The 22,723-nt window shown below is 73.6% G+C and carries 18 protein-coding genes and 1 pseudogene; 8 read left to right on the top strand and 11 right to left on the bottom strand.

Going from position 1 to position 22,723, the window contains the following annotated elements; all coding sequences use genetic code 11:
• Positions 1-49 precede the first annotated feature (49 nt).
• Both paaK and ACFVS6_RS08020 read left to right on the top strand, forming a co-directional pair.
• A complete protein-coding gene (gene paaK / locus ACFVS6_RS08025) occupies positions 50-1,375 on the top strand; it encodes a phenylacetate--CoA ligase PaaK (protein ID WP_389701710.1) in 1,326 nt (441 codons plus the stop codon).
• An 82-nt stretch (positions 1,376-1,457) separates the two neighbouring features.
• Entirely contained in the window at positions 1,458-2,315 is an 858-nt protein-coding gene (locus tag ACFVS6_RS08020) for a YhjD/YihY/BrkB family envelope integrity protein (RefSeq protein WP_389701708.1), read from the top strand.
• A 30-nt stretch (positions 2,316-2,345) separates the two neighbouring features.
• On the opposite strand, the gene ACFVS6_RS08015 is transcribed toward ACFVS6_RS08020, so the two are convergent.
• Positions 2,346-2,714: a zinc-binding dehydrogenase gene (locus ACFVS6_RS08015; protein ID WP_389701706.1), complete on the bottom strand. Its 369-nt coding sequence runs from the start codon at positions 2,712-2,714 to the stop codon at positions 2,346-2,348.
• A gap of 38 nt (positions 2,715-2,752) precedes the next feature.
• Positions 2,753-4,288, bottom strand: coding sequence for a fatty acyl-CoA synthetase (locus ACFVS6_RS08010; RefSeq protein WP_389701705.1), 1,536 nt, complete (start codon positions 4,286-4,288; stop codon positions 2,753-2,755).
• A gap of 197 nt (positions 4,289-4,485) precedes the next feature.
• Here ACFVS6_RS08010 and ACFVS6_RS08005 point away from each other — a divergent pair, with 197 nt between their 5' ends.
• Complete coding sequence (locus ACFVS6_RS08005) at positions 4,486-6,933, top strand: penicillin acylase family protein (RefSeq protein WP_389701703.1); 2,448 nt, start codon at positions 4,486-4,488, stop codon at positions 6,931-6,933.
• A 70-nt stretch (positions 6,934-7,003) separates the two neighbouring features.
• On the opposite strand, the gene ACFVS6_RS08000 is transcribed toward ACFVS6_RS08005, so the two are convergent.
• The gene (locus tag ACFVS6_RS08000) at positions 7,004-8,143 is read right to left on the bottom strand and encodes a calcium:proton antiporter (RefSeq protein WP_389701701.1); all 1,140 of its coding nucleotides are present in this window, start codon (positions 8,141-8,143) and stop codon (positions 7,004-7,006) included.
• Positions 8,144-8,298: 155 nt separating this feature from the next.
• On the opposite strand from ACFVS6_RS08000, the gene ACFVS6_RS07995 reads away from it, so the two are divergent.
• Positions 8,299-8,847, top strand: coding sequence for a DinB family protein (locus tag ACFVS6_RS07995; RefSeq protein WP_389701699.1), 549 nt, complete (start codon positions 8,299-8,301; stop codon positions 8,845-8,847).
• Between the two features lie 75 nt (positions 8,848-8,922).
• Here the strand turns inward: ACFVS6_RS07995 and ACFVS6_RS07990 are convergent, their stop codons facing one another.
• On the bottom strand, positions 8,923-10,488 hold the full coding sequence (locus ACFVS6_RS07990; protein ID WP_389701698.1) for an acyl-CoA synthetase: 1,566 nt from the start codon (positions 10,486-10,488) through the stop codon (positions 8,923-8,925).
• Positions 10,489-10,597: 109 nt separating this feature from the next.
• Positions 10,598-11,704 (bottom strand): nitronate monooxygenase, encoded by a 1,107-nt coding sequence (locus ACFVS6_RS07985; RefSeq protein ID WP_389701696.1) that lies wholly within the window; start codon positions 11,702-11,704, stop codon positions 10,598-10,600.
• Between the two features lie 146 nt (positions 11,705-11,850).
• On the opposite strand from ACFVS6_RS07985, the gene ACFVS6_RS07980 reads away from it, so the two are divergent.
• Together ACFVS6_RS07980 and ACFVS6_RS07975 are read left to right on the top strand one after the other, a co-directional pair.
• On the top strand, positions 11,851-13,845 hold the full coding sequence (locus tag ACFVS6_RS07980) for a serine hydrolase (protein ID WP_389701694.1): 1,995 nt from the start codon (positions 11,851-11,853) through the stop codon (positions 13,843-13,845).
• Between the two features lie 65 nt (positions 13,846-13,910).
• Complete coding sequence (locus tag ACFVS6_RS07975) at positions 13,911-14,474, top strand: hypothetical protein (RefSeq protein ID WP_389701693.1); 564 nt, start codon at positions 13,911-13,913, stop codon at positions 14,472-14,474.
• A gap of 30 nt (positions 14,475-14,504) precedes the next feature.
• Here ACFVS6_RS07975 and ACFVS6_RS07970 read toward each other — a convergent pair.
• The 3 genes and pseudogenes from ACFVS6_RS07970 to ACFVS6_RS07960 all read right to left on the bottom strand — a co-directional run.
• Positions 14,505-14,978, bottom strand: a pseudogene (locus ACFVS6_RS07970) (leucine zipper domain-containing protein); the annotation flags it as partial.
• 212 nt (positions 14,979-15,190) lie between these two features.
• Positions 15,191-15,568: a VOC family protein gene (locus ACFVS6_RS07965; RefSeq protein ID WP_389701692.1), complete on the bottom strand. Its 378-nt coding sequence runs from the start codon at positions 15,566-15,568 to the stop codon at positions 15,191-15,193.
• Between the two features lie 37 nt (positions 15,569-15,605).
• Positions 15,606-16,208, bottom strand: coding sequence for a TetR/AcrR family transcriptional regulator (locus ACFVS6_RS07960; protein ID WP_389701690.1), 603 nt, complete (start codon positions 16,206-16,208; stop codon positions 15,606-15,608).
• Positions 16,209-16,293: 85 nt separating this feature from the next.
• Here ACFVS6_RS07960 and ACFVS6_RS07955 point away from each other — a divergent pair, with 85 nt between their 5' ends.
• Together ACFVS6_RS07955 and ACFVS6_RS07950 are read left to right on the top strand one after the other, a co-directional pair.
• Positions 16,294-17,469 (top strand): FAD-dependent monooxygenase, encoded by a 1,176-nt coding sequence (locus ACFVS6_RS07955; RefSeq protein ID WP_389701687.1) that lies wholly within the window; start codon positions 16,294-16,296, stop codon positions 17,467-17,469.
• A 96-nt stretch (positions 17,470-17,565) separates the two neighbouring features.
• Positions 17,566-18,015: a nitroreductase family deazaflavin-dependent oxidoreductase gene (locus tag ACFVS6_RS07950; RefSeq protein WP_389701686.1), complete on the top strand. Its 450-nt coding sequence runs from the start codon at positions 17,566-17,568 to the stop codon at positions 18,013-18,015.
• A gap of 76 nt (positions 18,016-18,091) precedes the next feature.
• Here ACFVS6_RS07950 and ACFVS6_RS07945 read toward each other — a convergent pair whose 3' ends face one another.
• Genes ACFVS6_RS07945 through ACFVS6_RS07935 form a run of 3 tightly spaced genes read right to left on the bottom strand, consistent with a single transcriptional unit; the run spans position 18,092 to position 22,703 of the window.
• Positions 18,092-19,678: a phytoene desaturase family protein gene (locus tag ACFVS6_RS07945; RefSeq protein ID WP_389701684.1), complete on the bottom strand. Its 1,587-nt coding sequence runs from the start codon at positions 19,676-19,678 to the stop codon at positions 18,092-18,094.
• A complete protein-coding gene (locus tag ACFVS6_RS07940; RefSeq protein ID WP_389701682.1) occupies positions 19,675-21,762 on the bottom strand; it encodes a tetratricopeptide repeat protein in 2,088 nt (695 codons plus the stop codon). The genes ACFVS6_RS07945 and ACFVS6_RS07940 overlap by 4 nt, the downstream gene beginning before the upstream one ends.
• Positions 21,744-22,703, bottom strand: coding sequence for an oxygenase MpaB family protein (locus tag ACFVS6_RS07935; RefSeq protein ID WP_389701680.1), 960 nt, complete (start codon positions 22,701-22,703; stop codon positions 21,744-21,746). The genes ACFVS6_RS07940 and ACFVS6_RS07935 overlap by 19 nt, the downstream gene beginning before the upstream one ends.
• Between the last annotated feature and the right edge of the window lie 20 nt (positions 22,704-22,723).

Here is a 22,723-nt window from a genome sequence, read left to right as displayed (position 1 = left end):
CGGCACTCTACCGAATGAACGTTCGGTTGGCTCTCGGTGAGGTGACGGCATGACGGCGTACGCGGATCTCCACGACGAAGGCGAGCGGCTGGGCGCCGACGAGCTGGCGGCGCTCCAGCTGAAGCGGTTGCGGGCGACCCTGCACCGCGCGTACGAGCGGGTGCCCTTCTACCGCAAGGCCTTCGAGAAGGCGGGCCTGCATCCCGACGACTGCCGCTCCCTCGCCGACCTCGCCCTCTTCCCGCTGACCACCAAGGCCGACCTGCGCGGGCAGTACCCGTTCGGGATGTTCGCCGTGCCCCGCTCCGAGGTCCGCCGCATCCACGCCTCCAGCGGCACCACCGGCCGCCCAACGGTGGTCGGCTACACCGACGGCGACCTGTCCACCTGGGCCGATGTCGTCGCCCGCTCCCTGCGCGCGGCCGGCGCCCGGCCCGGCCAGATCGTCCACGTCGCCTACGGGTACGGGCTCTTCACCGGCGGCCTCGGCGCCCACTACGGCGCGGAACGCCTTGGCTGTACGGTCGTCCCCGCCTCCGGGGGCATGACGGACCGCCAGGTCAAGCTCATACAGGACTTCCGCCCGGAGGTGATCATGGTGACCCCCTCCTACATGCTCACCCTGCTGGACGAGATGGAGCGCCAGGGCATCGACCCGCGCTCGACCTCGCTGCGGACGGGCGTCTTCGGCGCCGAACCGTGGACCGAGGAGATGCGCCGGGAGATCGAGGACCGGCTCGGCATCGACGCGGTGGACATCTACGGGCTCTCGGAGGTGATCGGGCCGGGCGTGGCGCAGGAGTTCGCCTCCCACAAGGACGGCCTGCACATCTGGGAGGACCACTTCTACCCGGAGGTCGTGGACCCCCTCACCGGGGCGGTGCTGCCCGACGGCGAAACCGGTGAGCTGGTGTTCACCTCACTGACCAAGGAGGCCATGCCTATCATCCGCTACCGCACCCGGGACCTCACACGGCTACTGCCCGGAACGGCCCGCCCGGCCTTCCGGCGGATGGAGAAGGTCACGGGCCGCAGCGACGACATGATCATCCTTCGCGGGGTGAACCTGTACCCGACCCAGATCGAGGAGATCCTGCTGCGCTCCCCCGCCCTGGCCCCGCACTTCCAGCTCCGGCTGACCCGTGAGGGCCGGATGGACGCCCTGACCGTACGGGTGGAGGCCCGTCGGGAGTCCGGGCCCGGGCAGCGCGAAGCGGCGGCCGCCGAGGTGGTCCGGGCCGTAAAGGAGTCCGTGGGGGTGTCCGTCGCCGTGGAGGTGGTGGATCCGGAGACCCTGGAGCGCTCGGTCGGCAAGATCAAGAGGCTGAAGGACCTCCGCGAGGCCGGACAGGGAGGGGAGGCCGCGCCGCGCTGACGGACGTCCGAAACCACCCCTTCGGGCTCACTTCGGTGCCGCTCCCGGGAGCGGGCCGCCCTGCCCGGGTAGTGCATGAGGCGTGACCTCGATCCTCCGGCGGCTCTACGACCGGCTCCAGGGCTCCCCCGCCGGGCTGGCCTGGAGTCGCGGCCGGGAGATCGAGCTGATGCACCGTGCCATGGGCTTCGCGGCGCTCGGCTTCCTGACCCTGGTGCCGCTGCTGGTGGTCGTGTCGGCCGCGGCGCCCGGCAGCGGCTCGGGCTTCGGCCGCTGGCTGGGGCAGGCCCTCGGGGTGACCGCCTCCTCGCGCGCCCGAGTGGAGGCGCTGTTCGGCGCGGCCGACCTGGCCCTGGAGCGGACCACCGCTTTCGGTCTGGCCGCCCTCGCGGTGTTCGGCCTGACCTTCGGTTCCGCCGTACAGACCGGCTACGAGAAGGTCTGGGACGTACCGACCGCCCGCTGGCACACCATGTGGCGCCACGTCGTCTGGTTGGCCCTGCTCGTCTGCTACCTCGCCCTGCTCGTGGGGATCCCCGCCCCCTCCGACGACGCCATCGGCGCGATCCTGGGCACCATCGGCGACGTGGTCGGCACGTGCCTGTTCTTCTGGACATCGGGGCGGCTCCTGCTGGGCGGCCGGGTCCGCTGGCGGGCGCTGCTGCCGGGAGCGGTGGCCACCAGCCTCGGTCTGCTCGGCCTGCGGGTCTTCTCCCAGCTGGTGTTCTCCCCGCTGATCGCGTCCAATGCCGTCACGTACGGGCCGTTCGGGACGCTCCTCGTCGTCCAGTCCTGGCTGGTCGGCGTCGGATTCGTCGTCTACGGCGGCGCCCTCGTCGGCCGCCTCGTCCACGAGTACCTCACCCTGCGCCGCCTGCGCCGCGGCGGCGTCCTCACCGCCGACCACGGGGCACCGGATCCCGAACGACCCGCGGACTGATCGTTTCGCGACGGCCGTGAGGGCGGTACGTCAGGGCGCGAGGACAACTCCCCCGACGCGCCCGCTCTCGCTGAGCCGGTGCGCCTCGACTGCCTCCGTCAGGGGCAGCGTCCGCTCGACGGACGGGCGCACGCCCGCGTGGTCCACCAGTCGGGCGAAGCCCGCCAGGTCCTCGGGTGTCGACTCAAGGCAGTGCTCGACGAACCGCACGCCCGTCCCCACGAGCCTGTTCCCCCACGCCCGTCCGGTCGGCCCCGACGCCCACCACGTCGACGGGGACGCCGCCGCGTCGCGGCGTACGGAGCGACCGGGGCCGTACTCGTGGGGCGGGATCCCGCTCGTCGCGGGAGCCTGCCGCCGGGTGCCCGAGCTGCCGTACTCGAATCGCGCGGCCCGCACGGCCACCGAGGCCCGGCGCGGCCCGGCGCGACCGGCCTTCAGTCCGTCGGGGGCGCGAGGCGGTCGCGGAGTTCGCGCTTGAGGATCTTGCCGCTGGCGTTGCGGGGCAGGGCCTCGGCGAACACCACCCGCTTCGGCGCCTTGAAGTGGGCCAGCCGCTCGCGGGCGTGGGCCATCAGCTCGGCCTCGGTCACCTCACCGCGCGGCACCACCACCGCCGTGACGGCCTCGATCCACTTCTCGTCGGGCAGTCCGATCACCGCGGCCTCCGCCACCCCGGGATGGGTGTACAGCGCGTCCTCGACCTGACGGGAGGCGACCAGGACGCCACCCGAGTTGATGACGTCCTTCACCCGGTCGACGACGGTGAAGTACCCGTCGGCGTCGCGTACGGCGAGGTCCCCGGAGCGGAACCAGCCGTCGCGGAAGGCCTCCTCGGAGGCCGCCGGGTCGTTCCAGTAGCCGAGGCACAGCTGTGGGGACCGGTAGACCACCTCGCCCGGCGTGCCGTCCGGGACGTCCGCACCGTCCTCGTCGACGACCTTCGCCCGCACGTGGCGCACCGGTCGGCCGCACGAGTCCATCCGCCCCTCGTGTTCCTCCGGCCGCAGCACCGTGGCGAGCGGGCCGATCTCGCTCTGCCCGAAGCAGTTGTAGAAGTCGAGCCCCGGCAGCCGCTCCCGCAGTCGTTCGAGTACGGGCACCGGCATGATCGACGCCCCGTAGTACGCCTTGCGCAGCGCGCCCAGCTCCCGCTCCGCGAACTGCGGATGGTTGGCCAGGGCGATCCACACCGTCGGCGGCGCGAAGAGGCTGTCGGCGCGGCCCGCCTCCACCAGGTCGAAGACCGTTTCGGCGGCGGGCGCGTCGAGCACGGTGTTGCGGGCGCCCACCGCGAGGTAGGGGAGCAGGAAGACGTGCGTCTGCGCCGAGTGGTAGAGCGGCAGCGCGTGGACGGGGTGGTCGTCCTCGGTCAGGTCCAGGGCCTCGATGGCGCTCTCGTACTCGTGCGCCAGGGCCCGGTGCGTCATCATCGCGCCCTTGGGCAGGGCGGTGGTCCCCGAGGTGTAGAGCAGCTGGACCAGCCGGGACGGGTCCCGTTCCGACTCGAACGGCACCCCGTCGACCGGCGACGGGTGGACCGGCGACGGGTCGCCGAGTTCGGCGAGGAACGACCCCGGCCCGTCCCGCAGCGGCCGTACGGGCGTCCCGTCGGGGATCCGGGCGGCCAGGTCCGGATCGGCGAGGACGAGCGAGGCGGTGCAGTTGTCGAGGATGTGCGCGAGGTCCTCGCCGGTGAGGTTCTGGTTGACCGGCACGTGGACCAGACCGGCCCGGGCGCAGGCGAGGAAGGCGATCAGGTAGGCGTCGCTGTTGTGGGCGAAGGTCGCGACCCGGTCGCCGTCCGCCAGACCGTGGCGGCCGCGCAGCACGGCGGCGCCGGTGGAGACGGCCGCGTCGAGTTCCGCGTACGTCCAGCTCCGCTCCCGGTACCGGAGGGCGACGCGGTCGGGTACCCGCCGTGCGCTGTCCGCGAGGAGCCCGTCGACCGTGTTGTCCCGCACTGCCGTCATGGCGTGATCCTCACCCGGCGCGCGGGTGCGGTCAACAGCACCGCGCCCCGGGATACCGAACGGCATGTTGACAGACCGTCGGCCGACCTGCGTGAGTGTGGGGACACGGGGGCTCGGCCCGCACCACGGGCAAGTGCAGCCTCCCGCAGGGAATTTGGGGGTCAGATTTGAGCTCGGTCCAGCGCTCGGTCCCGCGCTTGTCGCACGGTCACCGCCGTACCCGCCCGCTCCTGCGCCGCGTCGCCGTCATCGGAGCCGCGTTGCTCGCGGCGACGGCGGCGATGCCCCAGGCCGGAGCCGCCGGCGCCGGTCCCGACATCGGGGCCGCCCCCTCGGGCGGGGGCCTGTCCGCCGTCATCCGGTACACCGAGAACGGCATCCCGCACATCCTGGCGCGGGACTACGCGCACCTCGGTTTCGGCACCGGTTGGGCGCAGGCCGCCGACCAGGTCTGCGTGCTCGCCGACGGTTTCCTGACCGTCGCCGGGGAACGCTCGCGCTGGTTCGGCCCGGACGCGGCGCCCGACGGCTCCCTCTCGTCGGCCACGAAGAACCTCTCCAGCGACCTGTACTTCAAGGGCGTGCGGGAGGCCGGGACCGTCGAGAAGCTGCTGGCCACGCCCGCGCCGGCCGGTCCGGGCAAGGACGTGCGCGAGCTCATGCGGGGTTGGGCCGCCGGGTACAACGCCTGGCTCGCCCAGAACAGGATCACGGACCCGGCGTGCAAGGGGGCCGCCTGGGTGCGGCCCGTCACCGTGACCGACGTGGCCGCCCGAGGGTTCGCCGTGTCGGTCCTGGGCGGTCAGGGACGCGGCGTCGACGGGATCGTGTCGGCGCGGCCTCCGGCCCCGGCCGGACCTACCGCTCCCCCGGCACCCGATCCGGGCTCGGCCGCCGAGGCGGCCCGGGAGCTGTTCGACACCACCCGCTACGACATGGGCTCCAACGCGGTGGCGTTCGCCGGGTCGACCGCGGCGAACGGCCGGGGCCTGCTCCTGGGCAATCCGCACTACCCGTGGCAGGGCGGACGCCGCTTCTGGCAGTCCCAGCAGACCATCCCGGGCGAGTTGAACGTCTCGGGCGGCTCCCTGCTCGGTACGGCCGTGGTGAACATCGGCTTCAACGAGAAGGTCGCCTGGAGCCACACCGTGGCCACCGGCACTCCCCTGAACCTGCACCAGCTCGCCCTGGACCCGGCCGACCCGACGGCCTACCTCGTCGACGGCAGGCCGGAGCGGATGACGGAGCGCAAGGTCGTCGTGCCGGTGGCGGGCGGCGGGACACCCGTCGTCCGCAGCCAGTGGTGGACCCGCTACGGGCCGGTCGTCACCGACCTCGGCCCGTCCCTGCCGCTGCCCTGGACGGCCGCGACGGCCTACGCGCTCGCGGACCCCAACGCGGCGAACCTGCGCGGCTCCGACACCGCGCTGGCCATGGGCAGGGCCCGCTCGGTCGCCGGGATCCAGGACGCCCTGAAGCGCACCCAGGGCCTGCCCTGGGTCAACACGGTCGCCGCCGACGCGGGTGGCGACACCCTGTTCACCCAGTCCCAGGTGCTGCCGAGGATCACGGACGAACTCGTCGCGCGCTGCTCCACCCCGCTCGGGCGGGCCACCTACCCGGCATCGGGGCTGGCGGTGCTGGACGGTTCGCGCGGTGACTGCGCCCTCGGCAGCGACCCGGACGCGGTGCAGCCCGGGGTGTTCGGCCCGGGCAGGGCGCCGACGCTGCGGGGAGCCCCGTACGCGGAGAACTCCAACGACAGCGCCTGGCTGGCCAACGCGGACCGCCCGCTGACCGGCTACGAGCGGGTCTGGGGCAACATCGGCACGCCGCGTTCGCTGCGCACGCGCGGCGCCGTCGAGGACGTGTCGGCGATGGCCGCGCGGGGCCGGCTGACGGTCGGTGACCTGGAGCGGCAGCAGTACGCGAACAGGGTCCCGGCCGGTGACCTGGCGGCCGCCGACGCGGCGAAGGCCTGCGCGGCCCTGCCCGGCGGTGCGGCGGTCGGCAGCAACGGGGTACCGGTGGACGTTTCGGCGGCCTGCGGCGTGCTGGCGTCGTGGGACCGGACGGTCGACACCACGAGCCGCGGCGCCCTGCTCTTCGACCGGTTCTGGCGGAAGCTGACCGCGGGTACGGTGGCCAAGGACCTGTGGCTGGTGCCGTTCTCGGCGGCGGACCCCGTCCGCACGCCCCGTACGCTCAACCGGGCGGCTCCCGGCGTCGGCCGGGCCCTCGCGGACACGGTCACCGAACTGCGGGCGGCCGGGATCGCGCTGGACGCCCCGCTCGGCGCGCACCAGTTCGTGGTGCGCGGCGGCCGGAAACTGCCGGTGGGCGGCGGCTCGGAGGCGCTCGGTGTCTGGAACAAGATCGAGGCGCCCTGGAACGCGGCGGCCGGCGGGTACCCGGAGGTCCTGCACGGCTCCAGCCACATGCAGGCGGTCGGCTGGGACGGCAGCCGCTGCCCGGTGGCGCGGACCCTGCTGACGTACGGCCAGTCGGCGAACCCGAATTCGCCGTTCTTCGCCGACCAGACCCGACTGTTCTCCCAGGAACGCTGGGTGACCTCACGGTTCTGCGAGCGGGACATCCTGAGCTCGCCGAAGCTGAAGGTGGTGTGGCCGCGCGAGCGACGCTGACCGCCGACGCGGTGCCTCCGGTGGGGCCGGTGGTCCGGCCCCACCGGGGTCGCGTGCGCGGGCCGGTTGCCTACGGGCTGACGGCCAGGAACAGGTAGGCGGCCAGCAGGACGAGGTGCACGCCGCCCTGGAGGAGGGTCGCGCGGCCCGGGACGATCGTGAGGGCGCTGACGACCACGGTGAGGGCGAGCAGCACCATGTGGATGGGGCCCAGGCCGAGCAGCAGCGGTCCGGAGAGCCAGACCGAGGCGAGGGCGATGGCCGGGATGGTGAGGCCGATGCTGGCGATGGCCGAGCCGTAGGCGAGGTTGAGGCTGGTCTGGACCCGGTCCCGACGGGCGGCCCGGACGGCCGCCAGGGTCTCGGGCAGCAGCACGAGCAGGGCGATGATCACACCGACGACGGCGTTGGGCAGGCCGGCGTCGGCAACGCCCTTCTCGATGGTCGGGGAGACGGCCTTGGCGTCGCCGACGACGGCGATGAGTGCGACGAGCAGCAGACCGAGGCTGATCAGGGCGGCCCGGGAGGTGGGCGGTTCCGCGTGTTCGTCGTCCTCGCCGGCGGCGGCCGCGGCCGCGGCCCGGGCGGCCTCCTTGCGGATGCGGTGGGTGTCCACGGGCAGGAAGTAGTCCCGGTGACGGACCGTCTGGACGGCGATGAACAGTCCGTAGAGGGCGAGCGACGCGACGGCGGCGAAGGTCAGCTGGGCGGTGGAGAACTCGGGGCCGGGCTTGCTGGTGGTGAAGGTCGGCAGCACGAGGCTGAGCGTGGCGAGCGTCGCGACGGTCGCCAGGGCGGCCCCGGAGCCCTCGGCGTGGAACACGGCGACCCGGTTGCGCAGGGCTCCGACGAGCAGGGACAGGCCGACGATGCCGTTGCAGGTGATCATGACCGCGGCGAAGACGGTGTCCCGGGCGAGGGAGGAGGTCTTGGGGCCGCCGTCGGCCATCAGGGTGACGATGAGCGCCACTTCGATGACGGTGACCGCGACGGCGAGGACGAGGGAGCCGAAGGGTTCGCCGACGCGGTGGGCCACGACCTCGGCGTGGTGGACGGCCGCCAGGACCGCGCCCGCCAGGCAGAGGGACACGAGGAGAACCGCGAGTCCGGGCAGGTCACGTCCCCAGCTGAGGACGAGCGCGACCAGCGCCACCACGGGGACCACGACGGTCCAGTCGGTCAGGGGGGATCTGCGGGTTGCCGTACTCATATGTGCCAAGTTGCCAGAACTGTTCCCCCGGTGCGGTGTGCGGCGCGGATCAAGGGGCCCTACGTGGCACTTCTCACGAAATGTTTGGGCGTGGCGGGCGTCGACGGGGCGCGCGGGGGTTCCACCCGGGAGCCCCCGCGGTCCATGATCCGGGCATGGAGAGCGTGCAGAGGAGAGCGGGGCTGTTCACCGGCGCCGAGGACGATCCGAGGTTCAGCACCCCCGCGACGGGGGCGGAGCGGGCGGTGCTGGTCGGCGTCCTCGCCGCGCAGCGCGCGACCCTGGAGCTGAAGTGCTCCGGGGTGGCCGAGCCGTCCCGGCGTTCCGTGGAACCGTCGACGCTGTCGCTGCTGGGTCTGGTGCGTCACCTCGCCGATGTGGAGCGCCGCTGGTTCCGGCAGGTGCTCGCCGGTGGGGACGCGGCGCCGCGCTTCTCCTCGGCGACGGATCCCGACGGGGACTTCGACGGTGCGCGGGAGGGGCCCGGGGCCGTGCAGGAGGCGTGGGCGGCCTGGCGCGAGGAGGTGGCCTTCGCCGACCGGTTCACCGAGGAGGCGCCGCACCTGGACGTCGAGGGGTACGACGGGTGGCGGGGGACGGTGTCGCTGCGCTGGGTGTTGATCCACATGGTGGAGGAGTACGCCCGGCACAACGGCCACGCCGATCTGCTCCGGGAGCGGATCGACGGGGCCGTGGGCATCTGAGGGGAGCCCGTCGCGGTGGTGTCGGCGTCCGTCGGTCGCCGACGCCCGTGGGGCTCCGGTGTCGGCACCGCGCCGTCACAGCGCCCGGTCGCGGCCCTCCCAGTAGGGGTCGCGCAGCCGACGCTTGTACAGCTTGCCGTTGGGGTCGCGGGGCATCGTCTCGATGAAGTCGACGGACTTGGGGCGCTTGTAGCCCGCCAGTCGCCGCTCGCAGTGGTGCAGGATCTCGGCGGCCAGCGCGTCGCCCGCAACGAACCCCTCGGCGGGCTCGATGACCGCCTTCACCTCCTCGCCCCAGGCGTCGTGGGGGATGCCGAAGGCGGCGGCGTCCGCGACGGCCGGGTGGGTGAGGAGCGCGGACTCGATCTCGGCGGGGTAGATGTTCACGCCGCCCGAGATGATCATGTCGATCTTGCGGTCGCGGAGGAAGAGGTAGCCCTCCTCGTCGAGCAGTCCGAGGTCGCCGACGGTGAAGAAGTCCCCGATGCGGTTCTTCCTCGTCTTGCCCTCGTCCTTGTGGTAGCTGAAGCCGCCCGTGTTCATCTTGATGTAGACGGTGCCCAGTTCGCCGGGAGGCAGCCGGTTGCCGTCGTCGTCGAAGACCGCCAGTTCGCTGATGGGCCAGGCCTTGCCGACGGTTCCGGGACGCTTCAGCCACTCCTCGGCCGTCGCGAAGGCGCCGCCGCCCTCGCTCGCCGCGTAGTACTCCTCCACGCAGTGGCCCCACCACTCGATCATCGCCCGCTTGACGTGGTCGGGGCAGGGGGCGGCGCCGTGGATGGCGTGCCGCATCGAGGAGACGTCGTAGGCGTCCTTCGTCTCCTGCGGGAGGGCGAGGAGGCGGTGGAACTGGGTGGGGACCATGTGGGTGTGCGTGCAGGCGTGCGCGTCGATCAGGCGCAGCATCTCCCCCGGCGTCCACTTGTCCATCAGGACGAGCGGGTGCCCGATGTGCAGGGAAGCGCCCGCGAACTGGAGCACGGCGGTGTGGTAGAGCGGCGAGCAGACGAGGTGGACGTTGTCGCCGAAGGGACGGATCCCGAAGATGCCGAGGAACCCGCCGAGGTACGTCTCCTCCGGGAGCTTGCCGGGCAGCGGCCGGCGGATGCCGCGCGGGCGGCCGGTGGTGCCGGAGGTGTAGTTCATCACCCAGCCGAGGGTGCGGGCGTCCGGCGCCGAGGCGGGCCGCCCGTCGAGGAGTTCGCCGTACGGGCGGAAGCCGGGGACGGCTCCGACCCCGTAGCGGCGCTCCGCGGGCAGCCCGGCCTCGTCGGCGGCCGCGCGGGCCGCGTCGGCGAACCGCTCGTGGGCGATCAGGACCTTCGCCCCGGAGTCGGAGACGATCCAGGCGATCTCCGGGCCGACGAGGTGGTGGTTGACCGGGACGAGGTAGAAGCCGGCCTGGGAGGCGGCGAGGTAGGCGGTGAGGAACTCGACGCCGTTGGGCAGGACGACGGCGAAGACGTCCCCCCGTTCCAGCCCGGCGGCGCGCAGCCCGTGGACGAGGCGGTTGACGTCGGCGTGCAGCCGGCCCGCGCTCCACTCCTCGCCGTCGGGGGCGACGAGGACGATGCGGTCGGGATCGGCGGCTGCCTGGGCCCAGAAGCCGTTGGGGGGCTGGCCGTGCTGCTGGTCGGTCATGCTGCTGCTCGCTCCTCTGCTCACTCCGGTGGGTCCTGTCCCGTCCCGGTGGGTCCTGTCCCGTCCCGGTGGTCGGGCCGATGGGGTGCCCGGCCCGGGTGCCGGACGGTCAGGTGCGGCCGGCGATCCGGTTCATGCGGGCGATGGCGCGCTCGAAGCCGCCGGTGAGTTCGTCGAAGACGGCCTGCACGCCGCGTTCGCTGTTCATCCGGCCGACGATCTGCCCGACGGGGGTGCCGAGCAGGGGCTGGACCTCGTACTTCTGGATCCGGGAGACGGCCTCGGCGACCAGCAGGCCCTGGAGCGGCATGGGCAGCGCCCCGGGGCCGTCCGGGTCGTCCCAGGCGTCGGTCCACTCGGTGCGCAGTTGGCGGGCCGGCTTGCCGGTGAGGGCGCGGGAGCGGACGGTGTCGCCGGACCCGGCGGCCAGGAGCTTCTCGGTGAGTGCGCGGGAGTGCAGGTCGGCCTCGGTGGTGGTGAGCCAGAGGGAACCAAGCCAGGCGCCCTGCGCGCCGAGGGCGAGCCCCGCGGCGATCTGTTCGCCGCTGCCGATGCCGCCGGCGGCGAGGACCGGTAGCGGGGCGACCGCCTCGACGATCTCGGGGACCAGGACCATGGTGGCGATGTCGCCGGTGTGGCCGCCCGCCTCGTAGCCCTGCGCGACGACGACGTCGATGCCCGCCTCGGCGTGCCGGCGGGCGTGCTTGGCGCTACCGGCGAGGGCCGCGACGAGGACGCCGTGGTCGTGGGCGCGCGCGATGACGTCGGCGGGCGGCGATCCGAGGGCGTTCGCCAGGAGTTTGATGGGGTAGTCGAAGGCGACGTCGAGCTGGTTGCGGGCGACCTGTTCCATCCAGCCGGTGATCCGCCAGCCGGAGGCCTCGCCCTCGGCCAGCTCGGGCACGTGGTGCTTGGCGAGGGTCTCGCGGACGAACTCGCGGTGTCCCGCCGGGATCATCGCCTCGATGTCGGCCTCGGAGATGCCGTCGACGGCCTTCTTGGCCGGCATGACGACGTCGAGGCCGTAGGGCTTGCCGTCGGTGTGCGTCTGCATCCAGTCGAGGTCCCGCTTGAGGTCGTCGGCGGCGGTGTAGCGGACCGCGCCGAGCACGCCGAGGCCGCCCGCGCGGGTGATGGCCGCGGCGACCGCGGGGAAGGGCGTGAAGCCGAAGATGGCGTGCTCGACTCCCAGTTTCTTGCTCAGCTCCGTCTCCATGGGCGTGAGGATGCCGCAGGGCGGCGACCGAGGGAAGAGGTTTTCTGATGCAGTGTCAGATTCTTTGCGGGTCGGTCGGTGCGGAGGGTGCGGGGTGGGCGGGCAGATACCCAGTAGCGTGCGCGGGCAGGAACAGGAGGCCGGACATGGGCGGTACGGGGACGGGTGGCGGGGCATCTCGTGGCACGGTTCCACGGGACGCGGATCGCGATGACGGTACGGGCCGGGTGCCACCCCCCGCGGGGCCCCCGACCGCCGCCTCGGCGCGACCCCTTGGGGCACGGGGGACGTACGCGGCCGAGCCCGCCGCCGCCACCGGTGACGGCGGCGGAACCGGGGGCGGCGGCGGAACCGGGGGCGGCGGGCTGAGCCGACGGCGGCTCGGGGCGCGACTGCTGGCGCTCGGCGGGGTCCTGGTCCTGCACGCGGCGCTGCCGGGCGCGGGCGCCGGGGCCGCGGGGAACCCCGCCGAACGGCGCGCCCTACAGGGGCTGCGGCTGCGCTACGGGTCCGCCCGGCAGGCCGGGCTGCTGGAGAAGCACCTGGAGGGCGCCGTCGACGAGGCCCGCCGCTTCCTCGGCCCCTCCCCCGAACACCCCTACTACGCGGGGGCCGTGGTCCTCGCCGGACGGGGTCGCACGATCGCGCTGCACCGGGCCGTGGGCGAGGCGGTCCGGTACGCGGACTACGACGGACGGACCGACCGGCCCAAGGAGTTCCCCGCCGGTGAACGGATCGCGATGGCCGAGGACACCGTCTTCGACCTGGCCTCCCTGAGCAAGTTGTTCACCTCCGTCCTGGCCGTGCAGCAGATGGAGCGGGGCCGCCTGGACCTGGAGGCGACCGTGGACCGCTACCTGCCGGAGTTCACCGGCGGCGGCAAGGAGGCGGTCACGGTCCGGCAGCTCCTCACGCACACCTCGGGGCTGCGTTCATGGGCGCCCTTCTACCAGGAGCCCACCCGCGAGGGGCGGTTGAGGCTGCTGTGGTCGGTGCGGCCGCAGGAGACGCCGGGGACGGTGTACCGGTACTCCGACCTCAACCTGATCGCGCTCCAACTGCTCCTGGAACGGATCACCGGCCGCACTTTGGACGTCCTGCTCCACGACGAGATCACCGCTCCGCTCGGGATGCACCGCACGCGCTACAACCCACCGCTCTCCTGGCGCCGGGTCACCGCCGCGACCGAGGTGCAGCGCCCGCCCTGGTCGGGGCTGGACCGGGGGCTGGTGTGGGGCGAGGTGCACGACGAGAACGCCCACGCCCTCGGCGGGGTCGCGGGCCACGCCGGGGTTTTCGGCACCGCCTGGGACCTGGCCGTCCTCGCCCGGGCCCTGCTCGACGGCGGGGTCTACGCGGGCCGGCGGATCCTGCGTCCCGCCTCCGTCGAACTGCTCTTCACCGACTACAACACCGCCTTCCCCGGCGACGACCACGGACTCGGCTTCGAGCTGTACCAGCACTGGTACATGGGCGCGATGGCCACGCCGCACTCCGCCGGGCACACGGGCTTCACAGGCACCTCCCTGGTGCTCGACCCGTCCACCGACTCCTTCCTGATCCTGCTCGGCAACTCCGTGCACCCCGTACGGACGTGGCGGGCCGGCAGCGCGCCCCGGGTCGCCGTCGGCAACCGCTTGGCCCGGGCCGTGCCGGTCCGCACGAAGCACGGCGGCCCCGCCTGGTACTCGGGCATGGAGACCGGCGGATCGGGCACGTTGACGCTGCCACCGCTGACCCCGACCACCGGGAGCGCCAGGCTGCGCTGCGCCGTGTGGTGGGACACCGTTCCCGGCGCGGGCGCGTTCCACCTGGAGGCGTGCGCGGACGGGGAGACCTGGGAGCCGCTGCCCTTCAGCACCGTACGGACCACGGGCGGTACCCCCGAGCAGTGGCCGCTGGGCTCCGCGGGCGGCTGGTCGGGGCGCGTGTGGCACCGGCTGGAGGCACCCCTGCCCGCCCGGCCGGGCCAGGAGGTCCGGCTCCGGTTCCGCCACGCGGCGACCGGACGCTACGTCGGGCGGGGGGTGTACGTGGACGTCCTGCGCGTGGCGGAACCGGCTCGCCTGCTGTTCGCCGAGGACCGCCCCGCCGACGCGGCCCGCGTCGAGGCCGTCGGATGGACCCGATCGGCGGACTAGGCCGTCCCCTTCGGATCTTCCGGCCTGATTGTGGTGAGTAGAGCCGCGTGGACGATCATTGGGTCGTGAGCACGGATTATTGGGCGGTTCTTGGGGACTCCGAGCGGGACCAGTGGCGGTACGTGCCACTCAAGACCATTGGACCACTGCACTTTGGAATGAGTCGTGAGGGCGCCGTCGCCACCATGGCGAAGCAGGGCTTCACCGCAGAACAGCACAACATGGGCGGTTGGCACTCGACAGGCCGTACGCAGTGGCGAGTCGAGTTCTCCAAGCCACAGTCGGCCTGGAGTCGGCCGGCGGTGAAGTGCTACTTCGTCGAAGGCACGGGATTGACGTGCGTCCTGGTCGACGGTCGGCTTGGTCCACAGGTCACCCACGAGGGGATCCGTCTGATCGGCCGCCGCCCGTCGGAGCTTTTCGAGGACATGGAGTCCTACGCGGACCAGCACGATGTGGGGCTTCGGTCCAGCCCAGGAGGCGACCTGTTCGTCGATGGCTTCGAGATTGAGCTGGGCGCGCAGCGTGCCGGAGACGCTGTGGTGTCCTGGGCGCTCTTCTGCAATCCCGGAGAGATCGCCGGCACGTCCTGGGACATTGCACCCTCAGAAGTCTGGCGCCACTGGTAGGACGCCTGGCCCCAAGCTCATCCTCGCCGGCCGCTTTCGGACGCGGTGGCCGCCGCCGTCGGGGATCCGGCCGAGTTTCTTCACGTCCACGTGGATGAGTTCGCCCGGGTGGTCGTGTTCGTAGCGGCGGATCACGGTGCCGGTCGGACGGTCCATGAACGCGAGGCGGTGCAGGCCGTGGCGGGTCAGGATCCGGTGGACGGTCGAGGAGGGCAGTCCCAGGATCGGGCCGATGCGGGCCGGGCAGACCTTGCGAACCCGACGCAGGTCACAGACCTTGGCCTCGACGGCGGCTGGGGTCCGGTGCGGAGTCGTGCGGGGCCGGCTGAAGCGGTCGTGGAGGCCGGCCTCGCCCTCGCTGCGCCACCGCCGCATCCGCTAGTGGCCGGTGGCCCGCGGTATGCCCATCTCGGCCGCGACGTGGGCGACCGGGCGCCCTGAGCGGACACGTTCGACCAGTGGTTGCCTTCCGAGGACGGTCAGACGGGCATTATGGTGGGACACGAAGACCTCCGTTGCGCAATGGGTTCCTAGACAGCTCCCACCACGCCGGAGGTCTTCGCCATGTTCAAGACCCGTCGATGTCAACAACCCTCGTGATCAATACGCCTGGGCCGTCCCCTTCGGATCGCGTCGGTCAGGTCGGCGGGATCGGTCAGGTCGGTCAGGGCCGCGACGGGCGGATCAGGGCAGCCGTCCGCCGGGAAGCGGTCCCGTCAGTCGCTGATCAGGCAGAAGGGGTGTCCGGCCGGGTCGGCGTAGACGCGCCAGCCCTCCGCGTCGTGGCTCGCGTCGAGGAGGGTCGCGCCGACGGCGAGCACCTGTTCCTCGGCGCGGGCGAGGTCGGGGACGGCGAAGTCCCAGTGGAGTTGTTGGGGGCGGGAGGGGTCGGGCCAGGCCGGGGCCCGGTAGTCGAGGGCCTGCTGGAAGGCGAGGACGGCTCCGGTCGGGGTGTGGAGGGTGGCCCACCGCTCGTCCACCGTCCACCGCCGGTCCGGCCGGTTGACGGTGCCGCCCAGCAACTCCGCGTAGAACTCGGCGAGTCGCAGCGGATCGGGGCAGTCGAGGACCACGCACTGCAGTTCAGCGATCATGACGGAATCCTAGGCTGTCCGCCGTGGGCCCACCGGGTCACGGCGCGAGGACGGTGTCGAGCATCCGCCGTACGGTGGCGGCGAGTTCGGCCGGGTCCGGGGCGGGGCGGGAGCGGGCCAGGGAGCCTGCGAGGCGGTCGTAGAGCAGGCCGTCCGTCCAGGCCACGAGGAGTTCGGCGGCCTCCTGCGGCCGGGCGGCGCCCAGGGCCGTGAGGACGGCGGCCGCGCGGGCCCGGGCGAACAGGCCGGCCCGGTGGAGTTCGGGTTCCAGCTCCGGGTTCCGGGCGGCCTCCAGGCTCAGTTCGAAGCGGGCCAGTTGGCGTGCGCGGCCTTCGGTGAGCCAGCGGTGGAGCAGCGCGCCGAGCGCCCGCGCGGCGTTCTCCCGGTCGAGGGGTCCGGGCGGGGTGTCCCCGTCGAGGTCTTCGAGGTCCAGTTCGGCGAGCCGCCCGTAGCAGGCGCCGATGAGGGCCGTCCGCGTACGGAAGTAGTACGAGGTGCTACCGGCCGGCAGGCGTGCGGCGCCGTCGACGGCGCGGTGCGTGAGGCCCCGCAGCCCACCGGCCGCCACCAGGTCGATCGCGGTGTCCGCGATGAGGGTCCTGCGGTCGGGGGCGGGCGGCCGGGCGGCGGGGGTGGACATGCCGTCACTCTACAGCTGTAGAGTGACGGCATGTCCTCTACGGATGTAGAGGGTCGGGGAGCTTCGAACAGCAGGAGGCCGTGCCATGCCGGAACGCCGACGCCAGGCCGTCATCGCCGGGGCCGGGATCGGCGGCCTCACCGCCGCCCTGGCCCTGCACCGCCAGGGCTGGCACGTCACCGTCTGCGAACGGGCCGACGGGCCGTCCGCCGTCGGGGCGGGCATCGTCCTCGCCCCCAACGCCCTGCGCGCCTTCGACGCCGCCGGCTTCGACGCCACCCGGGCCGGGGGCGGGGCCTCGGCGGCCGGGATGGGGCTGCGCCGGCCGACGGGCGCCTGGCTCAGCCGCGCCGACACCGCGGCCATGACCGTCCGCTACGGCCGTCCGCCGCTCGCCGTGCACCGTTCGGACCTCGCCGCCGCCCTGACCGCGGCCCTCCCCGGGGACGCCCTGCGGTACGGGGCCGCCGTCACCGAGGTCACCGGCGCCGACGGGGACCGGCCCGTGGTGCGCACCCCCTGCGGGGAGTTCCCCGCCGACGTGGTGATCGCCGCCGACGGCATCCACAGCCCGCTGCGCCACCGGTACTTCCCCGACCACCCCGGCCTGCACTACAGCGGGGAGACCGCATGGCGCACCGTGCTGCCGGCCGGCGGCGCCGTCACCGAGGCGGCCGAGACCTGGGGGCGCGGCCGGCGCTTCGGAACGGTTCCGCTCGCCGACGGCCGGACCTACCTCTACGCCACGGCCGTCGTCCCCGCCGGCTACCGGCCCGAGGACGTCCGCGCCGAGCTGCTCCGCCACCACGGGACGTGGCACCACCCGATCCCCGCCCTGCTGGAGCGCCTGGATCCCGCGGCCGTGCTCCAGCACGACCTGTACGACCTGGCCGCCCCGCTCCCCCGCCTGCACCACGGCCGCATCGCCTGGATCGGTGACGCCGCGCACGCCATGACCCCCAACCTGGGCCAGGGCGGCTGCCAGGCCGTCGAGGACGCCGTCGTCCTGGCCCACCTGCTGGACGCGCTGCCGGCGCCGCGGGCGCTCGCCGCGTACACCCGGGCCCGCCTGGCCCGCACCGACGCCATCCGGGTCCGCGCCCGGCGCGCCGGGCGGATCGCAGCCCTGACGCACCCACTGGCGGTGGCCGCCCGCGACCTCGCCCTCCGGGCGACCCCCGCCCGGGCAGCGCGGCGGGCCCTGGACGACCTCTTCGACGGATTCACCCTTCCGGGCGTCCTTGCGGAGCACCCGGCATAACCGGCGTGCCCGGGGGCGTTGACCGTCGTTGTCGAGCTCGTCGACCGATCAGTTGTCGAGCTCATCGACCGATCACACGAAGGCAGGCGAAGCCCCATGACGACGGACATCGACTGGGACCACCCGACCGACCCCCGGGAAGGCACCTGGCAGCTGGACCACGTGAAGCTGTACGTGGGCTCGAACGGGCAGGAGGGTCGGGAGTGGAACGGCACCCAGACCCTCCTGCTCACCACCCTCGGCCGGGTCTCCGGCAAGCCCGTCCGCACGCCCCTCATCTACGGTGAGGACGGGGGCCGTTACCTGGTGGTCGCCTCCAAGGGGGGCGACGCGACGCACCCGCTCTGGTACCGGAACCTCACCGAGCACCCCGAGGTCCGGGTCCAGGTCGGCCCGAAGGTCTTCCAGGCCTCGACCCGCACCGCGACCCCGGAGGAGCGCGCCGCGTTCTGGCCGGTCATGGTGGGGCACTGGCCCGCGTACGACGAGTACCAGGCCAAGACGGACCGCGAGATCCCGATCGTCGTGATCGAACCGTCCGCCTGACGCCGGGGCGACCGTCGGCGCGACCGTCCGCCCTCCCCACCGCCGTCCGTCCGCCCGCCCGGTCGACCGCGCCGGGTCAGCGGCCCAGGGCCGCCATCGCCGCGTTGTGGCCCGGGATGCCGCTGACGCCGCCGCCGCGCGCGGCGCCCGCGCCGCACAGCAGGACGTTGGGGTGGGCGGTCTCCACGCCCCAACGGCCCGGCGCACCGGCGTCCGCGTACGGCCAGGACAGGTCCCGGTGGAAGATGTGCCCGCCGGGCAGGCGCAGTTCGCGTTCCAGGTCGATCGGGGTCTTGGCCTCGATGCAGGGCCGTCCGTCGGCGTCGAAGGCCAGGCAGTCGGTGATCGGCTCGGCCAGGTGGGCGTCCAGCTGGGCCAGGGTCGCGGTCAGCAGGACCTCGCGCGTCTGACGGTTGTCCTTCTCGAACAGCCGGGCCGGGGTGTGCAGTCCGAAGAGGGTGAGCGTCTGGTAGCCCTGCTCGACCAGTTCCGGTCCGAGGATCGACGGATCGGTCAGCGAGTGGCAGTAGATCTCCGAGGGCGGTACGGAGGGCAGTTCGCCCGCCGCCGCCTCCGCGTGGGCGCGGCGCAGCTGCTCGTACCCCTCGGCGATGTGGAAGGTGCCGCCGAACGCCTCGCGGGGGTCGACCGCGGTGTCCTTGAGCCGGGGCAGGCGGCTCAACAGCATGTTGACCTTGAGCTGGGCGCCCTCCGGGGCCGGTCCGGTGCCGGGGTCCTCGCCGAGCAGTTCGGCCAGCGCCCGGGGCGAGGCGTTCACCAGGACGGTACGGGCGGCGACGCTGCCCTCGCCCGCCTCCGTGCGGAAGGTGACCTCGGCGGGGGCGGAGCCGTCGGGGTGGATGCGCAGTACCTCGTGCCCGGTGACGATCTCCGCGCCGGCGGTCCGCGCGGCGTCGGCCAGGGCGTCGGTGAGCGCGCCCATGCCGCCGACGGGCACGTCCCAGTCGCCGGTGCCGCCGCCGATGACGTGGTAGAGGAAGCAGCGGTTCTGGACGAGGGACGGGTCGTGGGCGTCGGCGAAGGTGCCGATGAGGCCGTCGGTCAGGACCACCCCGCGGACCAGGTCGTCCTCGAAGTGCCGCTCCACGGCCCGGCCCAGCGGTTCCTCGAAGAGCATCCGCCACGCGTCGTCGTCCCCGATCCGGGCCCGTAGCGCGTCTCGGGTGGGCAGGGGTTCGGTGAGGGTCGGGAAGACCTTGCGGGCGACCTCGGTGGTGGTTCCGTAGAAGGCGCGCCAGCGCTCGTACTCCCGCTCGGAGCCGGTGAGCCGGGCGAAGGACTCCCGGGTGCGCGACTCGTCGCCGCCGACGAGCAGGCCGTCGGGGCGGCCCCCGCGTTCGACGGGCGTGTACGAGGACACGGTGCGCCGCCGCACCGCGAACCGCAGGCCGAGGTCCTTGACGATCTTCGCGGGGAGCAGGGAGACGAGGTAGGAGTAGCGCGACAGTCGGGCGTCGAGACCGACGAAGGGGCGGGTGGAGACGGCGGCCCCGCCGGCGTGTCCGAGTCTTTCCAGGACCAGTACCGAACGGCCGGCCCGGGCCAGGTAGGCGGCGGCGACCAGGCCGTTGTGGCCCCCTCCGACGATGACCGCGTCGTACACGTCGTGCGCGAAACCGGTGGAGCCCGTGGTGGCTGTCATGGCTCTTGGTAACACACCTGGCCCAGTCGCTCCAGACAGTGTGCCTCGTCGGCGTGGGCCAGCGCGGTGTCGGGATGCTCGTCGCCGAGGGACCGTTCGCGGATGCCCGAGAGCTCCCGGTAGATGGGCAGCGCCTCGTCCCAGCGGCCCAGCCGACCCAGACCGACAGCGAGTTCCCGACGGCTGACCAGGGTGTCGGTGTGCTCCGCGCCCAGGGCGGAGGCCCGGGCGGCGCCCACCTCGCGGGCCTCGGCGACGGCCTCCTCCCAGCGCTCCAGGCGGCCCAGGTTGACGCCGAGGACGTGGCGGGCGCGCAGGGTCTCCGGGTCGGCGGCGCCGTAGGCCCGGGTGCGGTCCGCGACCAGGGCGCGGAAGACGTCGAGGGCCTCGGCGGACCGTCCGGTGCGGCCCAGCGCGATGCCGGTCTCGTAGCGCGCGGCCAGGGCGTCCGGGTGGTCGCGGCCGAGGGCGCGTTCGCGGGCGGCGGCGACCTGCCGGAACCCGGCCAGCGCCTCCTCCCAGCGGCCGAGACGGCCGAGGGCGTAGGCGGCCTCGTAGCGGGTCAGCAGGGTGTCCGCGTGCTCGGCCCCGAGCACGGCGGCCCGGTCGGCGGCCACTTCGACGGCGGCGGCGTGCGCGTCGGCGTGGCGTCCGAGGGCTCCCAGGGCGCAGGCGAGGTTGTGCCGGCAGCGCAGGGTGTCGGGGTGGCGGGGGCCCATGGTGCGGGTGCGGGCGGCGAGCACGGCCCCGTAGATCTCGTACGCCTCGCGGTGGCGTTGCAGCCGCGACAGCTCGTACGCCTCCTCCTGGCGGGCGGCGAGGGTGTCAGGGTGGTCCGGGCCCAGCACCGCGGCCCGGCCCCGGGCCACGGCCGCGTAGACGGCGAGGGCCTCCTCGTTGCGCCCGGCCCGGCTGAGGGCGAACGCGCGGGTGTGCCCGGCGGCGAGCGCGTCGGGGTGCCCCGGGTCGCCGGGCTCGGGCAGGGGGCTGCGCGGCAGCCCGTACACGCTGGTCAGCCGGGGGTCCTCGGCGGGGGCGGGCCGCATGATGCGCTGCTCCCCGGAGGCGTGCGCGGTCCGTCCGGCGGGGCGGGCGGCGGTCCAGGAGCCGGTGAGCACGGCCCAGGCGCCGCTGGCCGGCCTGGCCTCGATGCCGGCCTTGCGGCCGGCCGTCATGCCCGAGGCCCACGCGGGCAGCGGGGCCCGGGGCGCCGGGCCGACCGCGCCGTACCGCGCCTCGACGAGGCGCCGGTGCAGGTGGCGGGCGTCGCCGGGGCGCTCCTCGGGGCGCTTGGCGAGGAGTTCCAGGACGAGTTGCTCGAAGTGGGCGGGCAGTTCGGGACGGTGTTCGCGCAGGGGTACCGGCGTGTTGTCGCGGTGGCCGACGAGGACGGACCAGGAGTCGCCGAGGTCGAAGGGCGGGGCACCGGTGGCGATCTCGTAGAGGACGCAGCCGAGGGAGTACAGGTCGCTGCGGTGGTCGACCTCGCCGCCGGCGATCTGCTCGGGCGACATGTAGTGCGGGGTGCCCATGGCCATGCCGCCGCCGGTGAGCTTCGCGGTGAAGCCGATGTCGTGGGCGAGCCGGGCGATGCCGAAGTCGCAGATCTTCACCGTGCCGTCGGTGAGCCGCATGATGTTGGCGGGCTTGAGGTCGCGGTGGACGACGCCCTGGTCGTGGGTGTAGCCGAGGGCGGCGGCCATCTGCTCGGCGATGTCGAGGACCACGTCGACGGGGAGCGGGCGCGCCTCGTTGTCCTCCATCAGCTGGCTGAGGTTGCGGCCCTCCAGCAGTTCCATGACCAGGTAGAGGGGGCCGCCGGCGGCGCTGTCGTCGCCGAAGTCGTGGACGACGGTGACGCCGCGGTGCTGGAGGGAGGCCGCGACGCGGGCCTCGCGGCGGAAGCGCTCGCGCAGGACCTGGGTGAAGTGGGCGTCCTGGTCGTGCCCGACCGGCTTGAGGCACTTGACGGCGACCTGCCGGCCCAGCGATTCGTCACGGGCGCGCCACACCTCGCCCATGCCACCGCGCCCGATCAGATCGAGCGACCGGTACCGGCCCTGGATCAGTCTGGACTCCGCCATGTCTTGAAGCCGCCCCCGTCGTCGTGCCACGCCCTCCCCGGCCGGTCCAGTATGGCCGCTGATGTACGCAGTGTGTACGCGGAGGGGCGACTCCCGGGGCCCAGCCGACGCATCGCTTTCAAGATGTGACCTGGCGGCAGCTGCCAGCGCAGACCAGCGGGAATGCTGCGCAGCATGCGACCTGTGCGACGCAGGCGTCGGGTGGTGACGTGCGGGGGCGGGGCGGGTCTGCCGTAGAGGGCGTGCGCCCAGGGCGGGAGGGAGCCGTAGGCGAGGGCCGCGAGGGGACCCCACAGCAGGTTTCGGCCAGGCGCCAGCAGGGGGTGGACGGGTGGCGCCCGCAGGAAGTCGTCCACGGCGCGGGCGTCGGCGCCGGCGGCGAGTTCGGGGCGGACCGCCTCGAAGTACGCGGCGAGGCCGGCCGCGTCGGCGGGCACCTCGGCCGGGTCGAGGCCGACGAGGCGGGCGTTCACCCGGTTCTCGTCCACGTACCGGTCGGCCTGGGCGGGGGTGAGGGGCGCGCCGGAGCGGAGCAGGACGTGCAGGAAGCTGTCGATCTGGGCGCAGTGCACCCAGAGCAGCAGGGCGGGGTCGTCGACGGGGAAGCGTTCCCCGGTGACGGGGTCGGTGGCGGAGAGCCTGCGGTGGATGGCGCGGACCCGCGCTCCGGCCGCTTCGGCGGCCCCGGTGGTGCCGTAGGTGAGGGTGCCGACGAAGTCGGCGGTGCGCAGCAGCCTCCCCCAGGCGTCCGCGCGGCCGTCCGGGCTGTCGAAGGCGGCGCTGTTGGCCAACACGCCGCGCACCGCGCGGGGGTGCAGGGCCTGGAGGTAGAGGGCGCGGACACCGGCGATCCACATGACCGGGTCGCCGTGGCACTGCCAGGTGACGGAGTCCGGCCCGTAGAGGCCGGGGTCGGCGTCGCCGTACGGAGCTGTGTCCATGGTCCGCCTCCCGCTGCGGC

It is taken from the genome of Streptomyces sp. NPDC057939, assembly GCF_042887545.1.
Classification (GTDB): Bacteria; Actinomycetota; Actinomycetes; order Streptomycetales; family Streptomycetaceae; genus Streptomyces.
The sequence above is the reverse complement of the archived record's forward strand: the minus strand, read 5'-3'. Positions and strand labels throughout refer to the sequence as shown.